Origin of the sequence: Micromonospora sp. NPDC047465 (genome assembly GCF_040643125.1) — a bacterium.
GTDB lineage: Bacteria > Actinomycetota > Actinomycetes > Mycobacteriales > Micromonosporaceae > Micromonospora.
Map to the genome: position 1 here is coordinate 24,804 of NZ_JBEYTP010000015.1, position 23,700 is coordinate 48,503.

Genomic DNA, 23,700 nt, shown 5'->3' on the forward strand with positions numbered 1-23,700 from the left:
ACTCGGCATTGACGGCGCACGTCCGCGATGGGTCTCCGGGCCATCGATGGAAACGCTCCTGTGTCGCCCCGCGCCACCGATACCCACCGAATGCCGTATTCCTCCCGCCGCCCCGCCGAGCGCCGCCGCCCATCACGGCCGCTCGGGCGGGACGCAGGGGCCGTCGTGGTCGGCCGTCCGCCCGCAGCGGCGACCGCCGTCGAGCAGGGTGTCGCAGAAGACCCGATGGCGTACGAACTGGGCGTCCTCCGCGGAGACGGTGGCCTCACCACGGTCCACGTCCGGGAGGAAGCCCAGCGCCCGGGTGATCGCCCGGGCGAACCGCTTCGCGGCGGGCAGGTCGGTGGCGAGCACCGGCAGGTGCACCACGAAGCGCTCCCGGCTCACCGCCGCCCACCCGGCGCGAACCGGGACTGCCAACTGCGCAGCGCCCGCTTGATCCGCGCGTTCTCCTCGGCGGTGAGGACGAGGTCCCGGCGGGTGGCGGCCAGCTCGGCAGCCACCCGGTGCAGGAACGCGTGCACCTCGACCGGGTCGAGCCCTCGCCGCACCGAACGGAACCGGCGGTCGCGAATCTGCCCCGCCGTCAACGGCCGACAGGACTCCGACCGGTACCACCCGCCGTTCGGCGGCCGGGTCACCCGCCTGCGCCGGGCCGGTCGGAACAGGTTGAGCACCATGCGCATGACCACCGTCCTCGCGTCGCGTCCTCTTGGAAGGCGGCCCGGTCCGCAGGTAGGGGATGCGGACCGGGCCGCCGGCCCCGCGACCGCAGCCCTCGTCGGCGGTACGACCCCGGAGCCCTCTTGAGGTCCGAACCCCGAGGCTTGCCGAACCAACCGGAGCCGGACACGCAGCAACCTACACCAGTATCTTGCGCTAGTCGAGCCCTCCGTCATCGTCGCGTCACGACTTGTTGCAGTTACTTGAGTAAGTAGGGCAGGATCGGAGTCGCCGAACCAACCGGAGTCTTCGTCATGCCCACAGCGCCAGCGCCCTACAAAGTGATCGCCAACGACTTCGCCGCAAAGATCAAGAGTGGCGAGCTGAAGCCCGGCGACAAGTTGCCCTCGACACGGCAGATCGCGGACCAGTATGGGGTCGCCATGAACACCGCCTATCGGGCGATGTCGCTGCTGCACGACCGCGAGCTGATCATCGGCCAGCCTGGCCGGGGCACCTACGTGGCCGAGCGCCCCACCGCGTAGCTGCCCTTCCCGCCCCCTGTCGGGCTGCCCCCACAGACGGGGCAGCTCGACAGCGTCCGCGCAGGCATCCCGAGCACCTGAATCGTCTGCGACATCAGCTCGATAGGCACGGAGGACGGACAGCCTCCCGGCCCGCCCGGGCACCACCGGCACCACCACCGGCACCACGGGGCGCCACCGGGCAGCACGCGTACCCCGACAAGGACGCCGGCCCGTCACCCGGGGACAGGGGTGACGGGCCGGCGGGGCGGCGGCGGAGTCGGTCAGCGCCGGGCGAGACCCTCCCGGGCGGCGACGGCGGTGTCCGGGTGGTCGCTGAAGACGCCGTCCAGGCCCAGGTTGAGGAACAGCTCGTACTCGGCCTGGATGTCGCCACGGGCGTTCGGGTCGGTGCCGATCCGGAAGTCGGCCGGCAGGAACTGGTTCTCCGCCCGGAACGTCCAGGCGTGCACGACCAGCCGCTCCCGGTGCGCGTCCCGGACCAGGGTGGTCGGGGCGAGCAGCTTGCCGGTGGCGTCGCGCGGGACGATCAGGTTCTTCTGCACGCCGACACCGTCGGCGTAGCCGGCGATCCACTTCAGGCCGGCCGGCTTCGCCAGGTCCTGGTAGGTGCGGGCGTCGCCGGCGACGGTGAAGTCGTACGGGCGGCCGGTGGCGTCGAGGAGCTGGGCGAGCTTGACGTCGATCATCCGGTCCAGCTTGCGCAGGTTGGCCGTCTCGAACGACTGGATGATCACCGGCGAGTTCCGGTGGGTCAGCTTGTTGCGCCGCAGCACCTCGACCAGCGGCTCCTCCAGCGGCAGCCCGATCGACGCGAAGTAGGTGGGGTGCTTGGTCTCCGGGTAGACGCCGATCGTGCGCCCCCGCGCCCGCCCTTCGGCGCGGGCCAGGTCGATGACCTCCTGGAGGGTGGGCACGTCGAACCGCCCGTCGAACGCGGTGTTGCCGACGCGCACCTGCGGCAGCCGCTCCTTGGCCCGCAGCGTCTTCAGCTCGGCCAGGGTGAAGTCCTCGGTGAACCAGCCGGTGACCGCGACGCCGTCGATGGTCTTCGTGGCCTTGCGGGCGGCGTACTCGGGGCGGACGGCCACGTCGGTCGTACCGCTGATCTCGTTCTCGTGCCGGGCGACCAGCGCGCCGTCGCGGGTCGCGACCAGGTCCGGCTCGATGTAGTCCGCGCCCTGCCGGATCGCCAGCCGGTAGGCCTCCAGGGTGTGCTCCGGCCGGTAGCCGCTGGCGCCGCGGTGGGCGATGACGAGGGGGCGGTCGGTCGCCCGGGCCCGTTCGGCGGCGGGTGCCGGGGCGGCCGACGCGGCCACGGTCGGCACGGCCACGGCGGCCGCGAGCAGGGCCCCGGCCACTCCGAGGGCGGAAAGGGTACGTCGCAACGCCGTCTCCTGTCGTCGAGGGATCCGCCTCAGCAGACCTGTCCGGATTGACGGCGAGTTGGTCGGCGGCTGACGGGCGGATGAACCCTGGGCATGCCGGTTTCGACACCCGGATCGCGATGGAAAAGGAAGATTGTCTGGTGCGCCGGCTTCTTCGTCACCCCGTGCGGATCGTGCCGTTCGGTTTCCTGGTGGCGATCCTGCTCGGCACCGGGCTGCTGATGCTGCCCTGGGCCACCAGCGAGCACAGTTACACCCCGTTCCTGACCGCCCTGTTCACCGCGACCTCGGCGGTCTCGGTGACCGGCATGGCGGTCGTGGACACCCCGAACTACTGGAACGAGTTCGGGCTCGTGATGATCACCGTGCTCACCCAGGTCGGCGGCCTCGGCATCGTCACCGGGGCGACGCTGGTGATCCTGGTGGTGGCCCGGCGGCTGGGGCTGCGCAGCCGGCTGCTGGTGCAGGCCGAGACCGCCGAGTTCGGCATCGGCGACGTACGCCGGCTGCTGCTGCGCATCGCCGGCCTCGCCCTCGCCTGCGAGTCGGTGATCACCGCGATCCTGACGGCCCGGCTCTGGGTCACCTACGACTACCCGTTCACCCGGGCCCTCTGGAGCGGCCTCTTCCACGCCGTCCAGGCCTTCAACAACGGCGGGTTCGCCCTCTACACCGACAACCTCATCGGCTTCTCCTCCGACGCCTGGGTCACCCTGCCGCTGGCCATCGGCACCATCGTCGGCGGGCTCGGCTTCCCGGCGTTGTTCGAGGCGGCCCGGGAGTGGCGGCAGCCGCGTCGCTGGGCCGTCGCCACCAAGCTCACCGTCTGGGGCAGCCTGACGCTGCTGGTGGTGGGCTTCCTGTGCCTGCTGGTCATCGAGTGGGCCAACCCGCGAACGCTGGGCATCTACGCCTGGCCGGACAAGCTCCTCGTGGCGTTCACCCAGAACGCGTTCATCCGCACCGGCGGCTTCAACGTCGTCGACGTCGAGGGCCTGGAGGACGAGACCTATCCGCTGATCATCGCGCTGATGTTCATCGGCGGCGGCAGCGCCAGCACCGCCGGCGGGATCAAGGTGACGACCTTCTTCCTGCTCGCCTTCGTCATCTGGGCCGAGCTGCGCGGCGAGCCGGACGTGACGGTCGGGAACCGCCGGGTGGCCACCGCCAGCCAACGCCAGGCGATCACCGTCGCGCTGCTCAGCGTCGCGCTGGTGGCCGTCGGCACGGTGCTGCTGGTCTTTCTCACCGAGGGAGTCCGTTACTACCAGGCGCTGTTCGAGGTGACCTCGTCGTTCACCACCACCGGCCTCAGCGTCGGGGTCGCCTCCGCGCTGCCGGAGAGCGGCCAGCTCGCCCTGATCGTCCTCATGTTCGTCGGCCGGGTCGGGCCGCTGACCCTCGGGTCGGCGATCGCCCTGAACACCCGCCGGCGGTTGTACCGCTACCCTGAGGAGCAACCCATTGTCGGATAGGAACGCGAACGAAGGCGGCGTCCTGGTGATCGGGCTGGGCCGGTTCGGCTGCCACCTGGCCGGCGCGCTGACCGCGCTCGACCACGACGTGCTGGCCATCGACCGCAACCCGGACCAGGTGCAGCGATGGTCGGCCCAACTCGACCGCGTCGTACAGGCCGATGCCACCGAGGAGGGGGCGCTGCGCCAGCTCGGCGTGACGGAGTTCGGCCGGGCGGTGGTCGCGATCGGCGCCTCGGTGGAGGCGAGCGTGCTGAGTGTGCTGGCGCTGACGGAGCTGGGCGTGCCGCAGATCTGGGCCCGCGCGACCTCGGAGAAGCACGCGAAGATCCTCGGCTCGGTCGGCGCGCACCACGTGATCTTTCCCGAGGCGGAGACCGGCGAACGGGTGGCCCACCTGATCGTCACCAGGATGCTCGACTTCATCGAGTTCGGCGACGACTTCGCCATCGCCAAGGTGTGCGTTCCGGAGGCGATGGTCGGCCGGCCGCTGACGGACCTGGTGCCCACCGAGCGCTACGGGGTACGGGTGGTCGGCGTGAAGCTGCCCGGCGAACGATTCCGGTACGCCACCGACGAGACCGTCATCTCCCCGGGCAGCATGCTGATCATCGAGGGGAACATCGCGCAGGTGCAGAGCTTCGCGGCGCTGAGCTGACCGGCGGGCTCAGCTGACTGTGGCGAACTCAGTCGTCGTCATCGTCCCTTCCCCTTTCCTGGCTTGCTTTTTTTCCACCACCCGACCCCTTCCCCTTGCCGGAGTTGTCGGACTTGGCCTTCGAGCCGCCCGCGGAGGTGCCGGCCTTCGTCTTCGGGGTCCTGGTCGTCGGGGCCCTGGTGGCGGGCGCGGTGCTCGGCGCCGAGCCGGCCACACCGGAGACCTGCACCCCGCAGGTCTCGTCGCCGAGGCGGAACTCCACTGGCAGCGGGTTGGTCCCGGTGTGACGGCCGGTCAGCGTGAACTTCTCCGACGCGCCGGGGGCCAACGCCCGCTCCGGGGCCGGCTCCACGAGCACCGTCCGGCCCTGCTGGCGTACGGGCACGGGCACCGACTTCGTCACGGTCTGCTGGCCGGGAAAGGTGAAGCTCATCCGCCAGCCGCGCAGCTCCTGCTGGCCGGTGTTGGTCAGGGTCAGCTCGGCGGCGAAGTCCTTGCCGGAGTCCTTGCGCAGCGTGTACGCCACGCGGCAGGGCGCCGGCTGCTCCGCGCCCATCCGCGCCTGCGTCGGCTGGTCGATGCCGCCGCTGGCCGGGCTGCGGGAGGTCATCCCCCACAGCGCCGCGGTCACCGCCACCAGGCCGGCGGCGGCCACCCCCGCCTCGACCCGCCGGCGCCGCGTCGCCACCCGCCGGTTGCGCGTACCCGAGAACGGCAGCGCGTCGGTGGCGGCGGACCAGGGCAGGATCGTGGTGCCGGCGCTGGCCAGCTCGGCCGGGTCCACGGGCCCGGCGGCCGGGGAGACGGGCACCGCCGCGATCATGCCGGCCGCCTCCGCGAGCGTCCGGGCGACCTCGGCGGTGCCGGGCCGGTCCTCGGGCCGCTTCGCCAGGCACCGGCGCACCAGGTCGCGCACCTCGTCGGGGAGCCCCGGCACCGGCGGCATCGGCTCCGGGTCGTTGTACATGTGCGCGCGCAGCATCTGGGTGGTGGTGCTCGCCTGCCAGGGCAGCCGGCCGGTGAGCATCCGGTAGAGCAGCAGGCCCACCGCGTACACGTCCGTGGCCGGGGAGACCTGGCCGTTGTCGAGCCGCTCCGGGGCGAGGTACGCGGGCGTGCCGAGCAGGGCCCCGTCCGGCCCCTTCTCCTTCTCGCCCACCAGCGCCGAGATGCCGAAGTCGACGACCTTGACGCCGGTGGCGGTCAGCATGATGTTGCCCGGGGTGACGTCCCGGTGCACCACGCCCCGGGCGTGCGCGGTGGCCAACGCCGAGGCCACCTCCGCGCCGATCGTCACCGCCTCCCGCCATGGCAGGCTCCCCCGCCGCAGCCGGCCCGTCAGCGACTCGCCGTCGACCAGCTCCATGACGACGTACGGCACGGTCAGGCCGACCTGCTCCGACTCGCCGTAGTCGTAGACGTTGGTGATGTTGGGGTGGCACAGCCGTGCGGCGGCCTGCGCCTCGATCCGGATGCGGTGCCGGAACGCGCGGTCGTTGGCCAGGCGGGACGCGAGCACCTTGACCGCCACCTGGCGGCCGAGCACCTCGTCGTAGCCCCGCCACACGACGGACATGCCGCCCGCGCCGAGCTGCTCGATCAGCCGGTACCGCTCACCCAGCAGTTGCGCGCCGTCCCGGATCGGTCCACCCATGGGGGTCGTTGTTGCCCAGGACTGCCCCGGCTACACCTCGGCGGTCGGAATCGGTCACCGAAGTCACCCGATCAGGCGGTGGCGAGGAGTTGGTCCACCGGGGCGTAGTCGTCGGTCAGCACCAGCGCCTCGCCGACGAAGGCGGTCAGCTCGGCGCCCGCGAGCAGGGTGGCGCCCTCCCGCAGGTCCACCAGCCGGTCGCGGATCGCGTCCGACGGCAGCGGGGCGTCGGAGGCGACGATGAGGAAGTTCGCGCCCTCCTGCCCGGCGAGCGCCGCCGACGGGGCGATCACCGCGACGTGCCGGAACTCGGCGGCGACGGTGGCCAGCTCGCTGCGGATGAAGCGCAGCGGCGGGTAGTCGATGACGTTCTGCACGTAGACGCCGCCGGGCCGGGTCACCCGACGGATCTCGGCGGCCATCTCCCGGGTGGCCAGGTGCCAGGGCACCACCAGGTGCCCGAAGGCGTCGCCGACCACGAGGTCCCGACTGTCGGTCGCCTCCCCCGCGACCAGCATCCGGGCGTCACCCACCACCGCCCGCAGGTCCGGCCCCTGGCGTACGCCCAGCTCGCGCTCGCCCAGCTCGACCAGCCCGCCGTCGATCTCGAACACCACGTTGTCCGTGCCGGGGCGGGTGGCGGTCAGGTAGCGCGGCACGGTGAATCCGCCGCCGCCCAGGTGCAGCGCGTCCAGCCGCTGCCCCGCCGGGGCCACCACGTCGGCCACCGCCCCGATCCACCGCGTGTACGCGTACTTCAGGTGGGTGGGGTCGGCGAGGTCCACGTACGAGTGCTGGGCCGAGTTGAGCAGCAGGGTGCGGCCGGAGTCCCGGCCGGGGTCGGCCTCGACGCTGGCGCAGTGGTAGGCCGTCTCGATGTCGCACGGGTTCGGGGCGACCGTGGTGAGCCCGGCGCCGACGAGACCGAGCACGGCCAGGGCCACCTTGGCCCGCGCCGGGCCGGGCAGCTCCGCCTGGTCCTGCCGGCGCAGCCACACCCCGAGACCGAGCCCGGTGAGCCCGAGCGAGGCCGCCAGGGCGAACAGGATGACCGTGCTGGGCAGCGCGGCGACCAGCACGAAACCGGTGCCCAGGGTGGCGGTGATGCCGCCCAGCGTGCCGATGCCGGAGAGCCGGCCGACCACCTGGCCCGTGCGCCGCAGGTCGGCGAGCTGGAGCTTGACGACCAGCGGGGTGACCGCGGCGAGCAGGGCCGCCGGCACGAATACGGCGAGCGCGACGAGCAGCAGGATGGCCGTGGCCGCCCCGCCGCGCAGCACCTCGCCGGCGTACCGGACCACGGGCAGGGTGACCGCGGTGGCGATGCCGGCCAGCACCAGCGCCGGGGCCAGCAGGGTGCGCGGGTTACGCCGGTCGGCCAGCCAGCCGCCCGACCACGCCCCGTACGCGATGGCCGCCAACGCGATGCCGATGACCGAGCTGGTCACCTGGAGGGTCACCCCGACGTACGGCCCGACCAGGCGCAGCGCGACGGTCTCCAGCACCAGGACGGCGCCGCTGGAGAAGAAGACCAGGAACGCGGCGAGCCCGTTGGGCAGGGCCCGGGCGGAGGGCCGCTCCGGCATGGCCGGCGGGGCCGTGACGTCGGACGATGGGGAGTTCACCCGCGCGATGGTACGCAGTGAACCTGGGGTCGCGGGTCAGTACATCGAGAGATGAACATGGTTCGTGTGGTCGGCGGCGGGGCTGCCGCTGCCGCCGTACGCCCGCCACCCGGTGCCCGGGTGCCAGATCTGCCGGTACCAGATCACGTAGAGCACGCCGAGCCGGCTGGCGTTGCGCACGTGCCAGGCGGCGAGGCTGTCCCCGTACGCCTTGTCCCCGCCGGTGGCGGTCTTGTCCTCGAACCCGCCAGCGGCGGCCGAGAAGTCGCAGGCCCGGCCCTTGGGATGTTCGCCGGAGCCGCCGCTGCGGTAGCAGGAGACGTGCCGCTTGTAGCCCGCGTTCTGGGTCTGCTGAAGGGCGTTGAGCGTGCGCGGGGTGATGCAGCCGGAGGTGGTGGGGTCGTTCACCGAGCAGGACTCCGAGGGCCAGGAGCCGTCGGGGTTGCGCGGCGCCGGCTTCGCCGAGGAGGAGTTCCCGCCGCTGAAGCCGCCGCTGCTGCCCGAGCTGACCGCCGCGAGCGCCGCCTCGGCCTCCTTCTTCTTCTTCGCCATCACCGCGAGCTGCTTCTGCTGCTCCCGGACCTCGGCGTCGAGGGCGATCTTGGCCTGCCGCGCCTGCTCGCGCGCCTCGGTCAGGTCGCGCAGCCGCCGGCCGTCGCGCTGCGCCATCAGGTCCAGGTGCGCCGCCCGCTCCAGGAACGCCTCGGGCGAGGCGCTGTTGAGCAGCATCGCCGTGGGGGTGAGCCGGCCCACCCGGTAGGACTGGGCGGCCACCTCGCCGACCTGCGCGGTCAGCTCGACCAGCCGGCCCTCCAGCGTGGTCAGCTGCCCCGTCAGCGTCTTCTGCCGGCGCTTGGAGTTGTCCAGCTTCGCCTTGGCCTCGATGTGCGCCTTGGCGGTGGCCTCCAGGGCGTCCCGCAGCTTCTTGGTGCCGCCCTCGTTGGGCTCCGCGTACGCGGGCACGGCGCCGCCGCCGAGGAGCAGCGCCACCGCGACGAGCAGGGCGACCAGCGGACGGCGCACGGCCGACGGGGTGGGCAGCGGGCGGCGGGCACGCCGCGCCGACAGGGCGATCAGCGGACGGCCGCGACGCCCGACGGGCATGGTCCTGCGCACGAAAGCATCCTTTCGTCGGCCGCCGGCCCCGGGTGGCAGCGCTGCGCGGCGGCGGCCCCGCCGGGCGCCGGTCGGCGGCCTGCTGGCGGAGACCGGCGGTCAGGATACCGGACCGGCCGCTCGTGACCAGGCCCGTGACCGCCCCAGCCATCGAACTTCGACGCAGTGTCGCATCGACGTCACGCAGCGCCGAGCAGCGCCTCGTGGACCTCCGCCCAGACCCGCTCGCTCGCCGCGACCAGCAGGCCGTGGCCCTCGTCGGCGGGGTGGTAGTCGGCGCCGTCGAAGCGCCGGGCGACGCCGCCGGCCGCCCGGACCAGCAGGGTGCCGGGGGCGTGGTCCCACGGCAGGGTGCGCCAGAACAGCACGAACTGCTGGTCGCCGGTGAGCACGTCCAGGTATTCCCGGCCGGCGCAGTGCTGGCCGGGGAGCAGCTCACCGACCCGCCCGCCGCCCGCCTCGACCCGCGCCCTCGACGCCGGCGGCAGGAACCGCGACATCGCGGCACCGCGCAGCGCGTCCACGGGCGGCGTGTCCACGCCGGTCCGCACCGGCCGGCCGTCCAGCCACGTCCCCTCACCCGCCCGCGCGACGGCCAGCGTGCCGGCGAGCGGGTCGAGCACCCAGGCGGCCGCCGGCTCGCCGTCGGTCAGCAGCGCCACCATCAGCGCGAACGGCCGCCGGCCGGCCGCGAAGTTCGACGTGCCGTCGACCGGGTCGACCAGCCATACGTCGCCGGAACCGCGCAGGTGGCGCAGCAGGCCCGGGTCGTCGGCGACGCCCTCCTCGCCGACCACCACCGAGCCGGGGCGCAGCCGGCGCAGGGCCGCCGAGATCATCTCCTCGGCGCGACGGTCGGCGACGGTGACCAACTCGCCCGGCGCCTTCTCGGTGACGTCGGCGTCGTCCAGCTTGCGGAACAGCGGCAGCACGACCTGGTCGGCGGCCTCGTGCAGCAGCCCACCGACGTCGTCGAGGAGGGTGTCAGCCACGTGGCGGCAGCTTGACCACGCTGACGAAGAACTCGTCGATCTGCCGGACCACGGAGATGAACCGCTCGAAGTCCACCGGCTTGGTCACGTACGCGTTCGCGTGCAGCTGGTAGCTGCGCAGGATGTCCTCGTCGGCCTGGGAGGTGGTCAGCACCACGACCGGGATCCGGCAGAGCTGCTCGTCCTTCTTGATCTCCTCCAGCACCTCCCGCCCGTCCCGGCGGGGCAGGTTCAGGTCGAGCAGGACCAGGTCCGGGGTCACCGCGTCCGCGTACTGGCCCTCGCGCCGCAGGTAGGCCAGCGCCTCGGCGCCGTCCGAGACGACGGTCAGCCGGTTGCGGAGCTTGTGCTCCTCGAACGCCTCCTGGGTCATCAACACGTCGCCCGGGTCGTCCTCGACCAGCAGGACCTCGATCGGGCTCTTGCCGTCCGCCGGTGCGGTCATCCCACCGTCTCCCTCATGTCACCCGTTCTACCGCCTGCCGGCGCCCGGTCGGGGCCGTCCGTGGCGTCCGTCTCGTCGCCGGAACCAGCGGCCTGCTCCGGCACGCCCGTCGCCCCGCCGTCGTCCCCGGCCCCGCTCGTGCCGTCGCCGTTTCCGGCGTCGTCGGCCACCGGCCCGTCGGCGTCGGCAGCGGCGGCGGTCGCCGCCTCGACGTCCTCGGGCAGGGCGGGGAGGGTGAAGCGGATCGCGGTGCCCTCCTCGGTACCGGTGTCCACCCAGACCCGGCCGCCGTGGTACTCCACGATCTTCTTGACGATCGCCAGGCCGATCCCGGTGCCCGGGTACGCGTCCTTGGCGTGCAGCCGCTGGAAGATGACGAAGATCTTGTCGGCGAACTCCGGCTCGATCCCGATGCCGTTGTCCTGGCAGCTGATCTCCCACTCGTCGCCGACCAGCCGGGCCGAGACGTGCACCTTCGGCGGCACGTCGGGACGGCGGAACTTGATCGAGTTGCTGACGAGGTTGGCCAGCAGGTTGGTCAGCAGCGGCTCCTCGCCGCGGATGACCGGCAGCTCGTCCCAGGTCAGCTCGGCGTCGGCGTACTGCCGGGCGGCCTCGGTCTGGCCGGCCACGTCGCCCATGACCTTGTTCATGTCGACCTCGGTGAAGCCGGTGGTGAGCCGGCCGATCCGGGAGAACGCCAGCAGGTCGTTGATCAGGCGCTGCATCCGCTGCGCACCGTCGACGGCGAACGCGATGTACTGGTCGGCCCGCTCGTCCAACTGCCCCGCGTACCGGCGCTGGAGGAGCTGGCAGAAGCTGGCCACCTTGCGCAGCGGCTCCTGCAGGTCGTGCGAGGCGACGTACGCGAACTGCTCCAGGTCGCGGTTGGAGCGGGTGAGTTCCTCGGCCTGCTTCTGGAGCTGGCTGTTGACCCACTCGATCCGCTCCCGGGCCTCCCGTACCTCGTCCAGCTCCTTGGCGATCTTGCGCCGCATGGCGTCGACGTCGCCGGCGAGCCGGACGAACTCGGGCGGGCCGGCGCCGGTGATGCCGTGCCGGTAGTCGCCCTCGGCGACCTCCCGGACCTGGTCGGCCAGCCCGGTCAGCGGGCGGACCACCATCTTGTCCAGGGAGATCAGCAGCATGCTGCCGGCGATGACCACCACCGCCAGGGCGGCGATCAGCAGGACGACCAGCAGGTCGCTCGTCCGCCGGACGTCCTCGGCGCTCTGCTGCCGGGCCTCGATGATCTCGGACTGGAGGTTGTCCAGGGCGGCGCGGACCTGGTCGAACTGCGCCCGGGCCTGGTCGGTGACGAGCGCCTGCCCGGCGGCGGTGCCGCTCTGCTCCGTCGTGGTGATGACGGGCACCGCCACCGCCTGGCGCCAGGCCTCGGCCCGTTCCTCGACGACCCGTAGCTGCTCCCGGATCGCGGGGTAGTCGCGAAGCAGTGGCTGCATCTCGGCGACCAGCTCCCGCTCCCGCGCCCGGCCGGCGTCGTACGGGGCCAGGTCGGCCTGGTCGCCGCTGACCGCGAAGCCGCGGACGGAGGTCTCCTGGTCCAGCAGCGCGTTCAGCACCTCCTGCGCCTGCACCCGCAGCGGGCCGGTCTTGTTCAGGATCGCGTCGATGTGCGTCCGGTTCTTCGCCGCCACGACGACCGCGCCACCGGCCAGGCCGACCAGAAGCACGGCGACGACGGCGAGCAGGCTGACGACCCGCTGGCGCAGGGTCCACTCGCGGACTCCGGTCACCGGCCACCACCCCGGCTGACCAGCAGCATGGCGACGTCGTCGGCGAGCGGGCCGCCGTTGAGCTGCTCGGCGCTCCCGACCAGCCAGGCCGGCAGCTCGGCCAGCGGCACGGCGAGGCTCGCCGGGTCGGCGAGCAGGCCGCCCAGGCCGGGCACGTCGAGGCGTTCGTCGCCCTCGCCGACCCGCCCCTCGATCAGCCCGTCGGTGTACATCAACAGGGACCAGTCATCGGTGTCGAACTCCAGGTCGTAGGCCACGGGCCGGCGGGGTCGTACGCCGAGCAGCAGGCCGCCGGGCGCCGGAACGGGCGCCACCTTGCCGCCGGCGAGCAGCAGCGGCGGCGGGTGCCCGGCCAGCCGGACGGTGGCCCGGTTGGCGTCGAGGTCCAGCCGCGCGGTGGCGACGGTCGCGAAGATCTCCTGGAGGCGGCGCTCGCTCATCAGCACCTGCTCCAGCGCCGGCAGCACCTCGTCGTCCGGCACGCCGGCGAGGATCAGCGCCCGCCAGGCGACCCGCAGCTCGACGCCGAGCGCCGCCTCGTCCACGCCGTGCCCACAGACGTCGCCGACGATCAGCTCCAGCCGGTCGGGGCTCGTCTGCACCACGTCGAAGAAGTCGCCGCCGATCAGGGCGGCGTGCCGGCCGGGCCGGTAGAAGGTGTGCACCGCGACCTCGTCGGTCGTCATCAGCGGCTGCGGCAGCAGGCCCCGTTCGAGGCGGGCGGACTCGGCCTGGCGTAGTTCGACCTCGCGCAGCCGCCGCGCGTTCTCGTCGGCCCGCTTGCGCTCCACCGCGTAGCGCAGCGCCCGGGTCAGCAGCACCCCGTCGACCTCGCCCTTGACCAGGTAGTCCTGCGCGCCCTCGGCGACCGCGACGATGCCGAGGTGCTCGTCGGAGCGGCCGGTCAGCACGCAGACCGCGGCGCCGCTGGCCATCTCCAGCACCTGGCGCAGGCCGTCGAGGCCCTGCGCGTCGGGCAGGCCGAGGTCGAGCAGGACGCAGTCGACGCCCACCACCCGCCGCCGGGCCTCACTGAGGCTCGTCGCCACCAGCAGCTCGATCATGGAGTTGGTCTCGGCGAGCAGCTCGCCGACCAGGAAGGCGTCGCCCTCGTCGTCCTCGACCAGCAGCACCCGCAGCCGCTCACCCGGAGGCAGGTTGGGGTGCCTCCCCATGCCGCCGTGCGGGTACGGCACGACAGGAGAACCGGCCGAGCCGGCCCCCCGGTGCGACCGGGTCACCGCCGCGAGACGAGGGAGATCGCTGGTGATGTCGGGCTCCTTCCGAGTGCCCTGCTGATCCTGTATTAGACAACGTTCGCACACAACACGACGGGCGCCGCAGGCGCGGGCATGGGCCGGATCACTGCCCGCCGGGCGGCCCGGGCGCTGCCCCGCCCGTCCGGGGGAGTCCCGCGGGCGCCGCCCCGGTGCAGGATTGGTGCCACCCCTGGCCCCACCCCCGAGGAGTCCCCGTGGGCGCACCCACCACCCGCGCCGCCGACCGCGCGCTGGCCCGGCCACGCCGCCGGTTGGCCGCCGCCGCGGCGGCGCTCGTCGCGCTCGTCGCCGTCGGCGCCGGCACGCTGCTCGATTTGCGCACCCCGGCGCCGCGACCGGCCGACGCGCCGCCCGGCGAGTTCAGCGCGGGCCGGGCGTACGAGCACGTCAAAGTCGTCGCGGCGCGGACGCACGTGGCCGGCAGCCCGGCCAACGACCAGGTCCGCGCCCACGTCGAGGGGGTGCTGCGCGGCCTCGGCCTGGAGACGGAGGTGCAGGACACCGTCGCGCCCGAGGCCGGCCAGCTCAGCGGGGCGGCCGGCGGCGCCACCCTGGCCCGGGTCCGCAACGTGGTGGCCCGGCTCCCCGGCACCGATCCGACCGGCCGGGTCTTCCTCGTCGCGCACTACGACTCGGTCCAGTCCGGGCCCGGCGGCAACGACGACGCCGCCGGCACCTCGGCCATCCTGGAGGTGGCCCGCGCGCTGGCCGCCGGCCCCCGGCCGCGCAACGACATCGTCTTCGTGCTCACCGACGCCGAGGAGGCGTGCCTGTGCGGGGCGTCGGCCTTCGCGTCCGGCCACCCCCTGGCGGCCGACGGCGGCGTGGTGCTCAACCTGGAGGCGCGCGGCTCCACCGGCCCAGTGATCATGTTCGAGACCTCGCGGAACAACGCGGCGCTGGTGGACGCCTTCGGCCGGGGCGCGCCGCACCCGGTCGGCACGTCGTTCGCGGTGGAGATCTACCGGGCGCTGCCCAACGACACCGACTTCACCGCGTTCCTCGACGCCGACTTCGTCGGGCTGAACTCGGCGTACATCGACGGCGGGGCGATCTACCACACCCCGCTGGACACCCCGGCGGCCATGGACCGGGCCAGCCTCCAGCACCACGGCGACAACGCCCTCGGCCTCGCCCGCGAGTTCGGCCGGGTCGACCTGAAGGCGCTGGACTCCGGGCACGACGCCACCTACTTCCCGGTGCCCGGCGGGCTGGTCCGCTACCCCGGCTGGCTGACCCTGCCGCTGGCGCTGCTCGCGCTCGCCGCCGTGGTGGCCCTCGGCTGGCTGGCCCGGCGGCGGGGCCGCGTCACCGGGGGCCGGCTCGCCGCCGGGTTCGGGCTGGCGCTGGCACCGATCGTGATCGCCCCGCTCGCCGCCCAACTGCTCTGGGCGGCGGTCACCGCGGTCCGCCCCGGCTACGCCGAACTGCTCGACCCGTACCGGCCCACCTGGTACCGGCTGGCCGTGGTGGCGCTCGCCGCCGCCGTCCTGTTCGCCTGGTACGCGCTGACCCGCCGCCGGGTCGGCCCGGCCGCGCTCGCGATCGGCGCGCTGGGCTGGCTGGCCCTGCTCGGGGTGCTGTTCGCCGTGCTGGTGCCCGGCGGGGCGTACCTGGTCACCCTGCCGGCCCTGGCCGGCGCGCTGGCCGGGCTGGTCGCGGTGGGCGCGCGGATCGACGGCCCGTGGCCGGTGGTCGCGGCGACCCTTGCCGCAGCGGTGGCCGTGGTGGTGCTGCTGCCCACCGTCGTACTGCTGTTCCCGGCGCTCGGCATGGCGATGGGCGGCGTCGCGGCGCTGGTCGCGGTGCTGCTCGGCCTGGCCGCGCTGCCGGTGGTCGACCTCCTGCACCCGCAGGCCGGCGGCCAGCGGGGCATGGTCGCCCTGCGCGCCCGCCGGCTCGGCGCGCTGCCGGCCGCAGCCGCCGCGCTGGCGGCGGTGGTGTTCGCCGGGGTCGGGCTCGCCGTCGACCGCTTCGACGCCGCGCACCCCGCGCCCACCCACCTGATGTACGCCCTCGACGCCGGCACCGGACAGGCCCGCTGGCTCTCCCACGAGGAGGACCCGCAGCCGTGGACCGACAGCTACGTCGACGGGGTCGTCGAAGTCGCCGACTTCCCCGGCCTCGGCGACGCCGAGCTGCGCGCCGGTCCGGCGCAGGCGGCGAACCTGCCCGCGCCGAAGCTGGAGGTGCTCTCGGACACCACCGCCGGCACCGAGCGCACCCTGCGCCTGCGGCTCGTCCCGCAGCGCCAGGTCCGCCTGGCCACCCTGCACGTCGACTCGGCGACCGCGACGGTGCTGCGCGCGGAGGTGGCCGGCCGGTCGGTGCCGGCGGAGGCCCGGGAGGGCCGCTGGGGCTTCGGCGTGGTCTTCCACGCCCCGCCGCCGGAGGGCGTCGAGGTGACCCTGACCGTCACGCCGAGGGCGGGGCAGGTGGCGCTGCGCGCGATGGACGCCAGCGACGGTCTGGACGCGCTGCCCGGCTTCCGGCCCCGCCCACCGGACGTCGGGGTGGTCGGCTCGCACAGCTCCGAGATGCTCGCGGTCGCCCGCACGTATCCGCTCTGACCGATCGGGGCCGCCCCACCGGGCGGCCCCGATCGCAGTCGACGGCGTGGTCTCCCAGCCAGTCATCGACGGCATCGGCTCTCCCGACCGGGGCCGCGCCACCGCTACTTCCAGCGGAAGTGCACGAAGAGGCGACCGAAGTTCTTCGAGTCCTTCTCGACGCGGTGGTAGAGCTGCTTGACGTCCTTCTGGTCGAGGAAGCGCAGCACCCGCTTCTTCAGCTGGCCTGAGCCCTTGCCGGGGATGATCTCGACCAGGGTGGCCTTCCTCGCCACCGCCTCGTCCATGATCCCGCGCAGGGCCCGGTCGATGTCGTGACCCTTGTTGAAGATGTCGTGCAGGTCCAGCTTCAGCTTCATCGCGCAGCCACCGGCAGGTCACGTCCCATGCCGCCGATGGTAGGCCGCCCGGCGCGCTCCGCCCCACCCCCGCACGGGTGGAACACCATGCTTGTCATCAGACCCGTGTGACAGCCACGGCGTTCCACTCGTCGCGCAAGCTACCCGGCGGCGCCCGGTGACGACCGTACGGACGGGGCAGCCCTGTCGAGCTGCCCCGTCCGTGCGCCCACTACCCCGGGCGTCGGGTCGTCCGCCGTCAGCGACCGCCCGCGACCCGGGCCTGCACCCGGTCCAGGGCGGTGCGGTAGTCGTCGTTGCCGCTGTGCATCGCCGCCGCGATGCGCAGGTGCCGCAGCGCGTCGGCGTGCCGGTTCAGCCGTTCCAGCGTCCGGCCCAGCACGTGGTGGGCGTAGTGGTCGCTGGGGTCGCGGTCGACCAGCTCGCGGAGCTGCTCCTCGGCCCGGTTGAGCTGGGCCGACTGGAAGTACGCCCGGGCCAGCAGCTGCCGCACCGACGAGTTGTCGGGCTCGGCCGCCACGATCGGTTCGAGCAGCCGGGCCGCTCCGGTCGGGTCACCGGCTTCGAAGAACATGGTCGCCCGCCGGTACTCGGCCAGAAGATCCATTCGACCCACCCCCTCGTGTCACGCCGCCACTTCCCCCGACGCTGGCACAACACCCGGCGTACCGCGACTGTTCCCGGGCGGAACGTGGGCGGGATCAGGTGGGTGCGCCGTGCCGGCCGGCGACCAGATCCCAGGCGCGTACGCCGCCGACGATGCCCGCCGTGTTGGGCACCACCACCACGTCGTCGCCCATCCGGGCGAGCTGCTCGGGCCGGATCAGCCGCGAGTTGCCGCCGCCCAGGTAGAGCCGGTCCCAGCGGAACACCGGGCGCAGCCCGTCCACGACCTGCCGGATCCGGCGGGACCAGAACGCGTCCCCGAGCCGGCGCCGCTCCGGCTCCCCCACGTACGTGTCGTAGGTGGTGCCCCAGCGCACCGGCGCGTGGGACAGCTCCAGGTGCGGGGCGAGCACCCCGCCGTCGAAGAGGGCGTTGCCCAGCCCGGTGCCGAGGGTCAGCACCAGCTCGCAGCCGGTCCCGGCGACCACCCCGGCGCCGTGCACCTCGGCGTCGTTGAGCACCAGCGCCGGCACGCCGAACGCCTCGGCGAGCGCGGTCCGCGCGTCGTACCCGGACCACTCCGCGACCAGGCCCGGGTCGGCCTTCGACCGGGGCCCGGAGCGGGTCACGTAGTGCGGGGTGGCGACCACCACGCCGTGCCGGATCATCCCCGGCATGCCGACGGTCAGCCGGTCCGCCGCGGGCAGCCGGCCGCCCAGGTCGAGCAACGTCTTGACGAACAGGGCCGGCGGCAGCGGGTACGGCGTGGGCACCCGCAGCGGCCGGGCGCGCATCGTGCCCGCCTCGTCCAGCACGGACCCCTTGATCCCGCCGCCGCCACAGTCGATCGCCAGAGTGGTCACCACCTGAGCAGTGTGCCGTGCGCCTCCCGAGCCTGGTTCGCGATCTTGCACTTTCGGCCCCCACGTTCGCGGCTTTCGCCCCACTCATCCGGACACCAAGTGCAAGATCGCGGAGGCGGTGGGGTCGGGGAGGGCGAGCGGGTGGGGAGGGGTGGAGGGCGGGATAGGGTCGCGGTTGATGAGCGCGACGATGATCGTCAAGGGGCTGGCCGCGGGGCACGGGGACCGGGCGCTGTTCTCCGGGCTGGACCTGGTGGTCGCACCCGGGGACGTGGTGGGGCTGGTCGGGCCGAACGGGGCGGGCAAGTCGACGCTGCTGCGTACCCTCGCCGGGTTGCTGCCGGTGGAGGCCGGGAGCATCGCGCTCAGCCCGCCCACGGCGAGCGTCGGGCACCTGCCGCAGGAGCCGGAGCGGCGCGCCGGCGAGACCGTCCGCGACTTCCTCGCCCGGCGCACCGGGGTCACCGCCGCGCAGGCCGCGCTGGACGCGGCGACCGCGGCGCTCACCGACGGCGCGCCCGGCGCGGACGACGACTACGCCGAGGCGCTGGAGCGCTGGCTCGGCCTGGGCGGGGCGGACCTGGAGGAGCGCGCCGAACAGGTCGCCGCCGAGCTGGGCCTCACGGTCGACCTGGACCACCCGATGACCGGGCTCTCCGGCGGCCAGGCCGCCCGCGCCGGGCTGGCCTCGCTGCTGCTCAGCCGCTACGACGTCTTCCTGCTCGACGAGCCGACCAACGACCTGGACCTGGCCGGCCTGGAGCGGCTGGAGGAGTTCGTCACCGGGCTGCGCGCCGGCACCGTGCTGGTCAGCCACGACCGCGAGTTCCTCACCCGCACGGTGACCCGGGTGCTGGAGCTGGACCTGCACCAGCAGCAGATCCGGCACTACGGCGGCGGCTACGCGGCCTACCTGGAGGAGCGCGAGGTCGCCCGCCGGCACGCCCGCGAGGAGTACGAGGAGTACGCCGACACCCGGACCGCGCTGGAGGCGCGCGCCCGCACACAACGGGCCTGGATGGAGAAGGGCGTGAAGAACGCCCGCCGCAAGGCCACCGACAACGACAAGATCGGCCGCAAGTTCCGCTCGGAGTCGACCGAGAAGCAGGCGGCCAAGGCCAAGCAGACCGAGCGGCTGATCGAGCGGCTGGAGGTGGTCGAGGAGCCGCGCAAGGAGTGGGAGCTGCGGATGGAGATCGCCGCCGCGCCCCGCGCCGGCGCCGTCGTGGCCTCGCTGCGCGACGCCGTCGTACGCCGGGGCGGCTTCACCCTCGGCCCGGTGACCCTCCAGGTCGACTGGGCGGACCGGGTGGCGGTGACCGGGGCGAACGGCTCCGGCAAGTCCACGCTGCTCGCCGCCCTGCTGGGCCGGCTCCCCCTCGACGAGGGGCACGCCGCGCTCGGCCCGGGCGTGGTGGTCGGCGAGGTGGACCAGGCCCGGGGGCTCTTCCTCGGCGACGCGCCCCTGCTCGACGCGTTCCGCGCCGCCGTGCCGGACCTGTCGCCGGCGGACGCGCGGACGCTGCTGGCCAAGTTCGGCCTGCGCGCGGCGCACGTGCTGCGCCCGGCGGCGACCCTGTCCCCGGGCGAGCGGACCCGGGCGGCGCTGGCGCTGCTCCAGGGGCGCGGGGTGAACCTGCTGGTGCTGGACGAGCCGACGAACCACCTGGACCTGCCGGCCATCGAGCAGCTGGAGTCAGCCCTGGCCAACTACCCGGGCACGCTGCTGCTGGTCACCCACGACCGGCGGATGCTCGACGCGGTGCAGACCAACCGGCGGCTGCGGGTGGCCGCCGGACGGATCGCCGAGGATTGATCCGTGCCGACCCGCTCGCGGCGGGTGACAATGACCCCATGCTCAAGTGGGAGTACGCGCTGCTGGTCCGCCGTCGCCAGGCGGCCACCAACGACATCGGCTGGGAGGTCGTCTTCGTCTGGTACGGCCCGGACGGCTCCATGGTCGACGTGACGCCCTACGGCGACACCGCGCTGGCCCACCTGAACCGGGCCGGCGACCAGGGCTGGGAGCTGGTGGCCATGAGCGAGGACCCGTCCCTGCCCGGCAACAACGAACTGCACCGCTACCACCTCAAGCGGCCCAAGCCGGCCGCCCCGCCGCCCCGGCAGCGGATGCGCGGCGGCGGTCGCCCCCGGCGGACGATCACCGGCTGACGCCCGGCTCACGGCACGCGTGTCGCGGGGCATATCGGGCGGAGATCCGGGTATCGGCCCGCGGGAGGTGGACCCGGATGGTCGCGCTGGGACAGACCCCGCCCTCGGCCGAGCGGCTGCGGGCGATCGACGTATTCCTCGCCGAGGCGTGGGCCGACCAGGCCCGGCACGACGACCGGCTGCGCGACCTCGCGGTGGAGGTGCGCTTCGACCGGGGGGTGGCCCACCTCGGCGGCGAGGTCGCGGAGCCGTCCGACCTGCGCCTGGTCCGGGACCGGGTGGGCCGGCTCGACGGGGTGTTCGGCGTCTGGTGCCGGGTACGCGTCGGCGGGCGCGACCCGGTCGTGGTCGACCTGGGCTGCGGCGCCACCAAGCAGTGGCCGGGCAACCTGGGGCTGGACATCTACCCCGCCCCGGGGGTGAACGCGGTGGCCGATCTCTCCGCCTCGCTGCCGCTGGCCGACGACTCGGTGGACGTGCTGTTCGCGGTGCACATCCTGGAGCACCTGGTCGACTTCCTGCCGCTGGTCGACGAGTGCCACCGGGTGCTCCGGCCGGGCGGCGTGCTGCACGTGATGAGCCCGTGGTGGCGGCACGTGAACGCCGTCGCCGACCCGACCCACGTCCGGCTGCTCGACGTGCAGACGGTCAAGGGGATCTGCCTGCAGCGCCCGCCGGGCACCCCGCGCTGGTATCCGCTGCACGTCGGCTGCGACGGCGCCTCGATCTTCGCCGACCTCACCCCGCTGACCCCGGACGCGGCCGGCCCCACCCCCGCCCACCTGGCCCGCTTCTTCGACTGACCCGGCCGGACGGGCAGCCGGGGTCAGCGGCCGAGGGTGCTTTCGCGGGGGGTGAGGCGCCAGGGGGCGGAGAGTTCCCGGGGCGGCGCGGTGCGGTCGCCGTCGATGCGGCCCGCGAGCAGCTCCACGGCCAGCCGGGCGATGCGCTCCTTGTCGGGGGCGATGGTGCTCAGGGTGGGCACGGAGAACCGGCCGTCCTCGATGTCGTCGAAGCCGGCCACCGCGACGTCCTCGGGGACGCGCAGTCCCGCCTCGTGCAGGGCGCGCAGGGCGCCCAGGGCGAGGGTGTCGTTGAAGCAGAAGACGGCGTCGGGGCGTACGCCGGAGGCCAGCAGCGCGCGCATCGCGGCGGCGCCGTCCGCGCGGTGCCAGGCCGACGCGGGCGCCACCAGCGCCTCGTCGTAGTCGATGCCGGCGTCGGCGAGCGCGGCGGTGTAGCCGGCGAGCCGGAGCCGGGCGCTCGCCCCCTCCGGGGTGCGCTGCGAGCCGATGGCGGCGATCCGGCGGCGGCCGAGCCCGACCAGGTGGGCGGTGAGCTCCCGGGCGGCGCCCACGTTGTCGATCCCGACGTGGTCGGCGGGGCCGTGGTCGACCCGCTCGCCGAGCAGCACCATCGGGGTGCCGTCGAGCCCGGTCAGGTCCTCCGCGGTGAGCGCCAGCGGGCTGAAGATCAGCCCGTCGATCAGGTGCTCGGTGATGCCGGAGGCGACCACCCGCTCCTGCTCGCGGCCGCCGCCGGTCTGGTCGATGAGCACCGTCCAGCCCAGCTCGGCGGCGGCCGTGACGACGTGCCGGGCCAGCTCGGCGAAGTAGGGGATGTCCAGCTCGGGCACGGCCAGCGCGATCACCCCGGTGCGCCCCTTGCGCAGGTTGCGCGCGGAGAGGTTGGGCCGGTAGTTCAGCTCGGCGATGGCCTCCTCGACCCGGGCCCGGGTGTCGGGCCGGACGTGCACGTAGCCGTTGACCACGTTGGAGACGGTCTTGACCGACACGCCGGCCCGCTCCGCCACGTCCTTGAGCCTGTGTCGCACCGCGCCACCTCCCGCCATGACTGGGCACTTTACCTCGTGAGCGGCTCTTTACAACGTTGCTTACAACGTTGTAGAAACCAGGGACACCGGGTGACCGCGGTCACCCGGTACCGCGACGAGGAAAGGTGGCACCCCCTTGCGGACCGCGCAGCTCACGATCGACCCGGCCTTCGCGATCGGACCGGCCGACCGGCGACTCTTCGGCTCGTTCGTCGAGCACATGGGCCGCTGCGTCTACGGCGGGATCTACGAGCCGGGGCACCCGACGGCGGACCCGCGGGGGCTGCGCGGCGACGTGCTGGAGCTGACCCGGGAGCTGGGCGTGTCGGTGGTCCGCTATCCCGGCGGCAACTTCGTCTCCGGCTACCGGTGGGAGGACGGCGTCGGCCCGGCGGGCGACCGTCCCCGCCGGCTCGACCTGGCCTGGAAGACGATCGAGACGAACGCCTTCGGGCTCGACGAGTTCATGAGCTGGGCCGCCGAGGCGGGGGTCGAGCCGATGATGGCGGTCAACCTCGGCACCCGGGGCGTGCAGGAGGCGTGCGACCTGCTGGAGTACGCCAACCACCCGGGCGGGACGCAGCTGTCGGACCTGCGCCGCAAGCACGGCGCCGAGGAGCCGTACGGGGTGCGGCTCTGGTGCCTGGGCAACGAGCTGGACGGCCCGTGGCAGGTCGGCCACAAGACCGCCGACGAGTACGGCCGGCTGGCCGCCGAGACCGCCCGCGCCATGAAGATGATCGACCCCTCGATCAGCCTGGTCGCCTGCGGCAGCTCCAACCGGCGGATGCCCACCTTCGCCTCCTGGGAGGCGACCGTCCTGGAGCACACCTACGAGCATGTCGACTACATCTCCGCGCACACCTACTACGACCCGTCCGACGGCGACCGGGCCAGCATCCTGGCCTCCGCCGTCGACATGGACAACTTCATCCGGGACGTGGTCGCCACCGCCGACCACGTGGCGGCGAAGCGGCGGGACCGACGCAGGCTCAAGGTCTCCTTCGACGAGTGGAACGTCTGGTACGAGTCCCGCCTCCAGGCCGACCTGGCCCGGCGCGGCTGGGTGGAGGCCCCGGCGCTGATCGAGGACGACTTCACCGCCGTCGACGCGGTGGTGGTCGGCGACCTGCTGATCACGCTGCTCCGGCACGCCGACCGGGTCGGGGTGGCCTGCCAGGCCCAGCTCGCCAACGTGATCGCCCCGATCCGCACCCGCACCGGCGGGCCGGCCTGGCGGCAGAGCATCTTCCACCCGTTCGCGCTGACCGCCCGGCACGCCCTGGGGACGGTGCTGCGCACCGAGCCGGTCGGCCCGACCTACGAGACGAAGCGGTACGGCGAGGTCCCCGTGCTCGACGCCGTCGCCGTGCACGACGAGGAGACGGGCGGGCTGAGCGTCTTCGCCGTCAACCGGGACGACACGGACCTTGACCTGCAGCTCGACCTGCGCGGCCTGTCAGGACTATCCGGTCAATCCCACCTGAGCCTCGCCGCCGGGGACGACCCGACGGCGACGAACACGGAGGCGGAGCCCGACCGGGTCACGCCCCGGCAGTTGCCCACCCCCACCACCGACGGCGGCCGGTGCGCCGCGCGACTGCCGGCCGTCTCCTGGAACGTGCTGCGCTTCTCCCCCGCCGCCGGCTGACGCCGGACCGACCCTGGGCACGCACAATTCATCCCCGTCCCCCAAGG

At 73.7% G+C, this 23,700-nt stretch carries 21 protein-coding genes and 1 pseudogene; 8 read left to right on the top strand and 14 right to left on the bottom strand.

Translation table 11 applies throughout. The features are described 5' to 3' along the window. Positions 1–132: 132 nt before the first annotated feature. A complete protein-coding gene (locus ABZ793_RS15895) occupies positions 133–387 on the bottom strand; it encodes a hypothetical protein (RefSeq protein WP_357457394.1) in 255 nt (84 codons plus the stop codon). Next, the gene (locus tag ABZ793_RS15900; RefSeq protein ID WP_357457396.1) at positions 384–686 is read right to left on the bottom strand and encodes a DivIVA domain-containing protein; all 303 of its coding nucleotides are present in this window, start codon (positions 684–686) and stop codon (positions 384–386) included. Before ABZ793_RS15900 ends, ABZ793_RS15895 begins: the two co-directional genes overlap by 4 nt. 291 nt (positions 687–977) lie before the next feature. Here ABZ793_RS15900 and ABZ793_RS15905 point away from each other — a divergent pair, with 291 nt between their 5' ends. Next, on the top strand, positions 978–1,208 hold the full coding sequence (locus ABZ793_RS15905; protein ID WP_357457398.1) for a winged helix-turn-helix domain-containing protein: 231 nt from the start codon (positions 978–980) through the stop codon (positions 1,206–1,208). Positions 1,209–1,471: 263 nt separating this feature from the next. On the opposite strand, the gene ABZ793_RS15910 is transcribed toward ABZ793_RS15905, so the two are convergent. Next, the gene (locus ABZ793_RS15910; RefSeq protein WP_357457401.1) at positions 1,472–2,596 is read right to left on the bottom strand and encodes a glycerophosphodiester phosphodiesterase; all 1,125 of its coding nucleotides are present in this window, start codon (positions 2,594–2,596) and stop codon (positions 1,472–1,474) included. A 140-nt stretch (positions 2,597–2,736) separates the two neighbouring features. Here ABZ793_RS15910 and ABZ793_RS15915 point away from each other — a divergent pair, with 140 nt between their 5' ends. Both ABZ793_RS15915 and ABZ793_RS15920 read left to right on the top strand, forming a co-directional pair. Next, positions 2,737–4,071: a potassium transporter TrkG gene (locus ABZ793_RS15915; RefSeq protein ID WP_357457403.1), complete on the top strand. Its 1,335-nt coding sequence runs from the start codon at positions 2,737–2,739 to the stop codon at positions 4,069–4,071. Positions 4,072–4,096: 25 nt separating this feature from the next. Then, entirely contained in the window at positions 4,097–4,729 is a 633-nt protein-coding gene (locus tag ABZ793_RS15920) for a TrkA family potassium uptake protein (protein ID WP_357457594.1), read from the top strand. 28 nt (positions 4,730–4,757) lie between these two features. Here ABZ793_RS15920 and ABZ793_RS15925 read toward each other — a convergent pair whose 3' ends face one another. From ABZ793_RS15925 to ABZ793_RS15955, 7 genes are all read right to left on the bottom strand, one after another. Next, positions 4,758–6,383, bottom strand: a complete 1,626-nt coding sequence (locus tag ABZ793_RS15925) for a serine/threonine-protein kinase (RefSeq protein ID WP_357457405.1) — start codon at positions 6,381–6,383, stop codon at positions 4,758–4,760. A gap of 71 nt (positions 6,384–6,454) precedes the next feature. After that, positions 6,455–8,008, bottom strand: coding sequence for a fused MFS/spermidine synthase (locus tag ABZ793_RS15930; protein ID WP_357457407.1), 1,554 nt, complete (start codon positions 8,006–8,008; stop codon positions 6,455–6,457). A gap of 36 nt (positions 8,009–8,044) precedes the next feature. Next, positions 8,045–9,124 (bottom strand): hypothetical protein, encoded by a 1,080-nt coding sequence (locus ABZ793_RS15935; RefSeq protein WP_357457409.1) that lies wholly within the window; start codon positions 9,122–9,124, stop codon positions 8,045–8,047. Positions 9,125–9,303: 179 nt separating this feature from the next. After that, positions 9,304–10,116 carry an inositol monophosphatase family protein gene (locus ABZ793_RS15940; RefSeq protein WP_357457411.1) on the bottom strand — a complete coding sequence of 271 codons (813 nt, stop codon included), beginning with the start codon at positions 10,114–10,116 and terminating at the stop codon, positions 9,304–9,306. Next, positions 10,109–10,561, bottom strand: a complete 453-nt coding sequence (locus tag ABZ793_RS15945; protein ID WP_091102297.1) for a response regulator — start codon at positions 10,559–10,561, stop codon at positions 10,109–10,111. The genes ABZ793_RS15940 and ABZ793_RS15945 overlap by 8 nt, the downstream gene beginning before the upstream one ends. Then, positions 10,558–12,318, bottom strand: coding sequence for an ATP-binding protein (locus ABZ793_RS15950; RefSeq protein ID WP_357457413.1), 1,761 nt, complete (start codon positions 12,316–12,318; stop codon positions 10,558–10,560). Before ABZ793_RS15950 ends, ABZ793_RS15945 begins: the two co-directional genes overlap by 4 nt. After that, on the bottom strand, positions 12,315–13,493 hold the full coding sequence (locus ABZ793_RS15955) for a fused response regulator/phosphatase (RefSeq protein ID WP_357457415.1): 1,179 nt from the start codon (positions 13,491–13,493) through the stop codon (positions 12,315–12,317). Before ABZ793_RS15955 ends, ABZ793_RS15950 begins: the two co-directional genes overlap by 4 nt. A gap of 299 nt (positions 13,494–13,792) precedes the next feature. On the opposite strand from ABZ793_RS15955, the gene ABZ793_RS15960 reads away from it, so the two are divergent. Next, positions 13,793–16,168 carry a M28 family peptidase gene (locus ABZ793_RS15960; protein ID WP_357457417.1) on the top strand — a complete coding sequence of 792 codons (2,376 nt, stop codon included), beginning with the start codon at positions 13,793–13,795 and terminating at the stop codon, positions 16,166–16,168. A 104-nt stretch (positions 16,169–16,272) separates the two neighbouring features. On the opposite strand, the gene ABZ793_RS15965 is transcribed toward ABZ793_RS15960, so the two are convergent. The 3 genes from ABZ793_RS15965 to ABZ793_RS15975 form a co-directional block, all read right to left on the bottom strand. Next, a complete protein-coding gene (locus tag ABZ793_RS15965) occupies positions 16,273–16,527 on the bottom strand; it encodes a Smr/MutS family protein (RefSeq protein WP_357457419.1) in 255 nt (84 codons plus the stop codon). 238 nt (positions 16,528–16,765) lie between these two features. Further along, positions 16,766–17,134, bottom strand: a complete 369-nt coding sequence (locus ABZ793_RS15970) for a tetratricopeptide repeat protein (protein ID WP_357457421.1) — start codon at positions 17,132–17,134, stop codon at positions 16,766–16,768. 94 nt (positions 17,135–17,228) lie between these two features. Continuing rightward, a complete protein-coding gene (locus tag ABZ793_RS15975) occupies positions 17,229–17,999 on the bottom strand; it encodes an ROK family protein (RefSeq protein ID WP_357457423.1) in 771 nt (256 codons plus the stop codon). 175 nt (positions 18,000–18,174) lie between these two features. On the opposite strand from ABZ793_RS15975, the gene ABZ793_RS15980 reads away from it, so the two are divergent. From ABZ793_RS15980 to ABZ793_RS15990, 3 genes and pseudogenes are all read left to right on the top strand, one after another. Then, positions 18,175–19,812 carry an ABC-F family ATP-binding cassette domain-containing protein gene (locus ABZ793_RS15980; protein WP_357457425.1) on the top strand — a complete coding sequence of 546 codons (1,638 nt, stop codon included), beginning with the start codon at positions 18,175–18,177 and terminating at the stop codon, positions 19,810–19,812. 38 nt (positions 19,813–19,850) lie between these two features. Continuing rightward, a pseudogene (locus ABZ793_RS15985) lies at positions 19,851–20,096 on the top strand (hypothetical protein); the annotation flags it as partial. Between the two features lie 149 nt (positions 20,097–20,245). Continuing rightward, a complete protein-coding gene (locus tag ABZ793_RS15990) occupies positions 20,246–20,971 on the top strand; it encodes a methyltransferase domain-containing protein (RefSeq protein ID WP_357457427.1) in 726 nt (241 codons plus the stop codon). Positions 20,972–20,994: 23 nt separating this feature from the next. Here ABZ793_RS15990 and ABZ793_RS15995 read toward each other — a convergent pair whose 3' ends face one another. After that, positions 20,995–22,002: a LacI family DNA-binding transcriptional regulator gene (locus ABZ793_RS15995; RefSeq protein ID WP_357457429.1), complete on the bottom strand. Its 1,008-nt coding sequence runs from the start codon at positions 22,000–22,002 to the stop codon at positions 20,995–20,997. A gap of 136 nt (positions 22,003–22,138) precedes the next feature. Here ABZ793_RS15995 and ABZ793_RS16000 point away from each other — a divergent pair, with 136 nt between their 5' ends. Continuing rightward, a complete protein-coding gene (locus tag ABZ793_RS16000) occupies positions 22,139–23,653 on the top strand; it encodes an alpha-N-arabinofuranosidase (RefSeq protein WP_357457431.1) in 1,515 nt (504 codons plus the stop codon). Positions 23,654–23,700 lie beyond the last annotated feature (47 nt).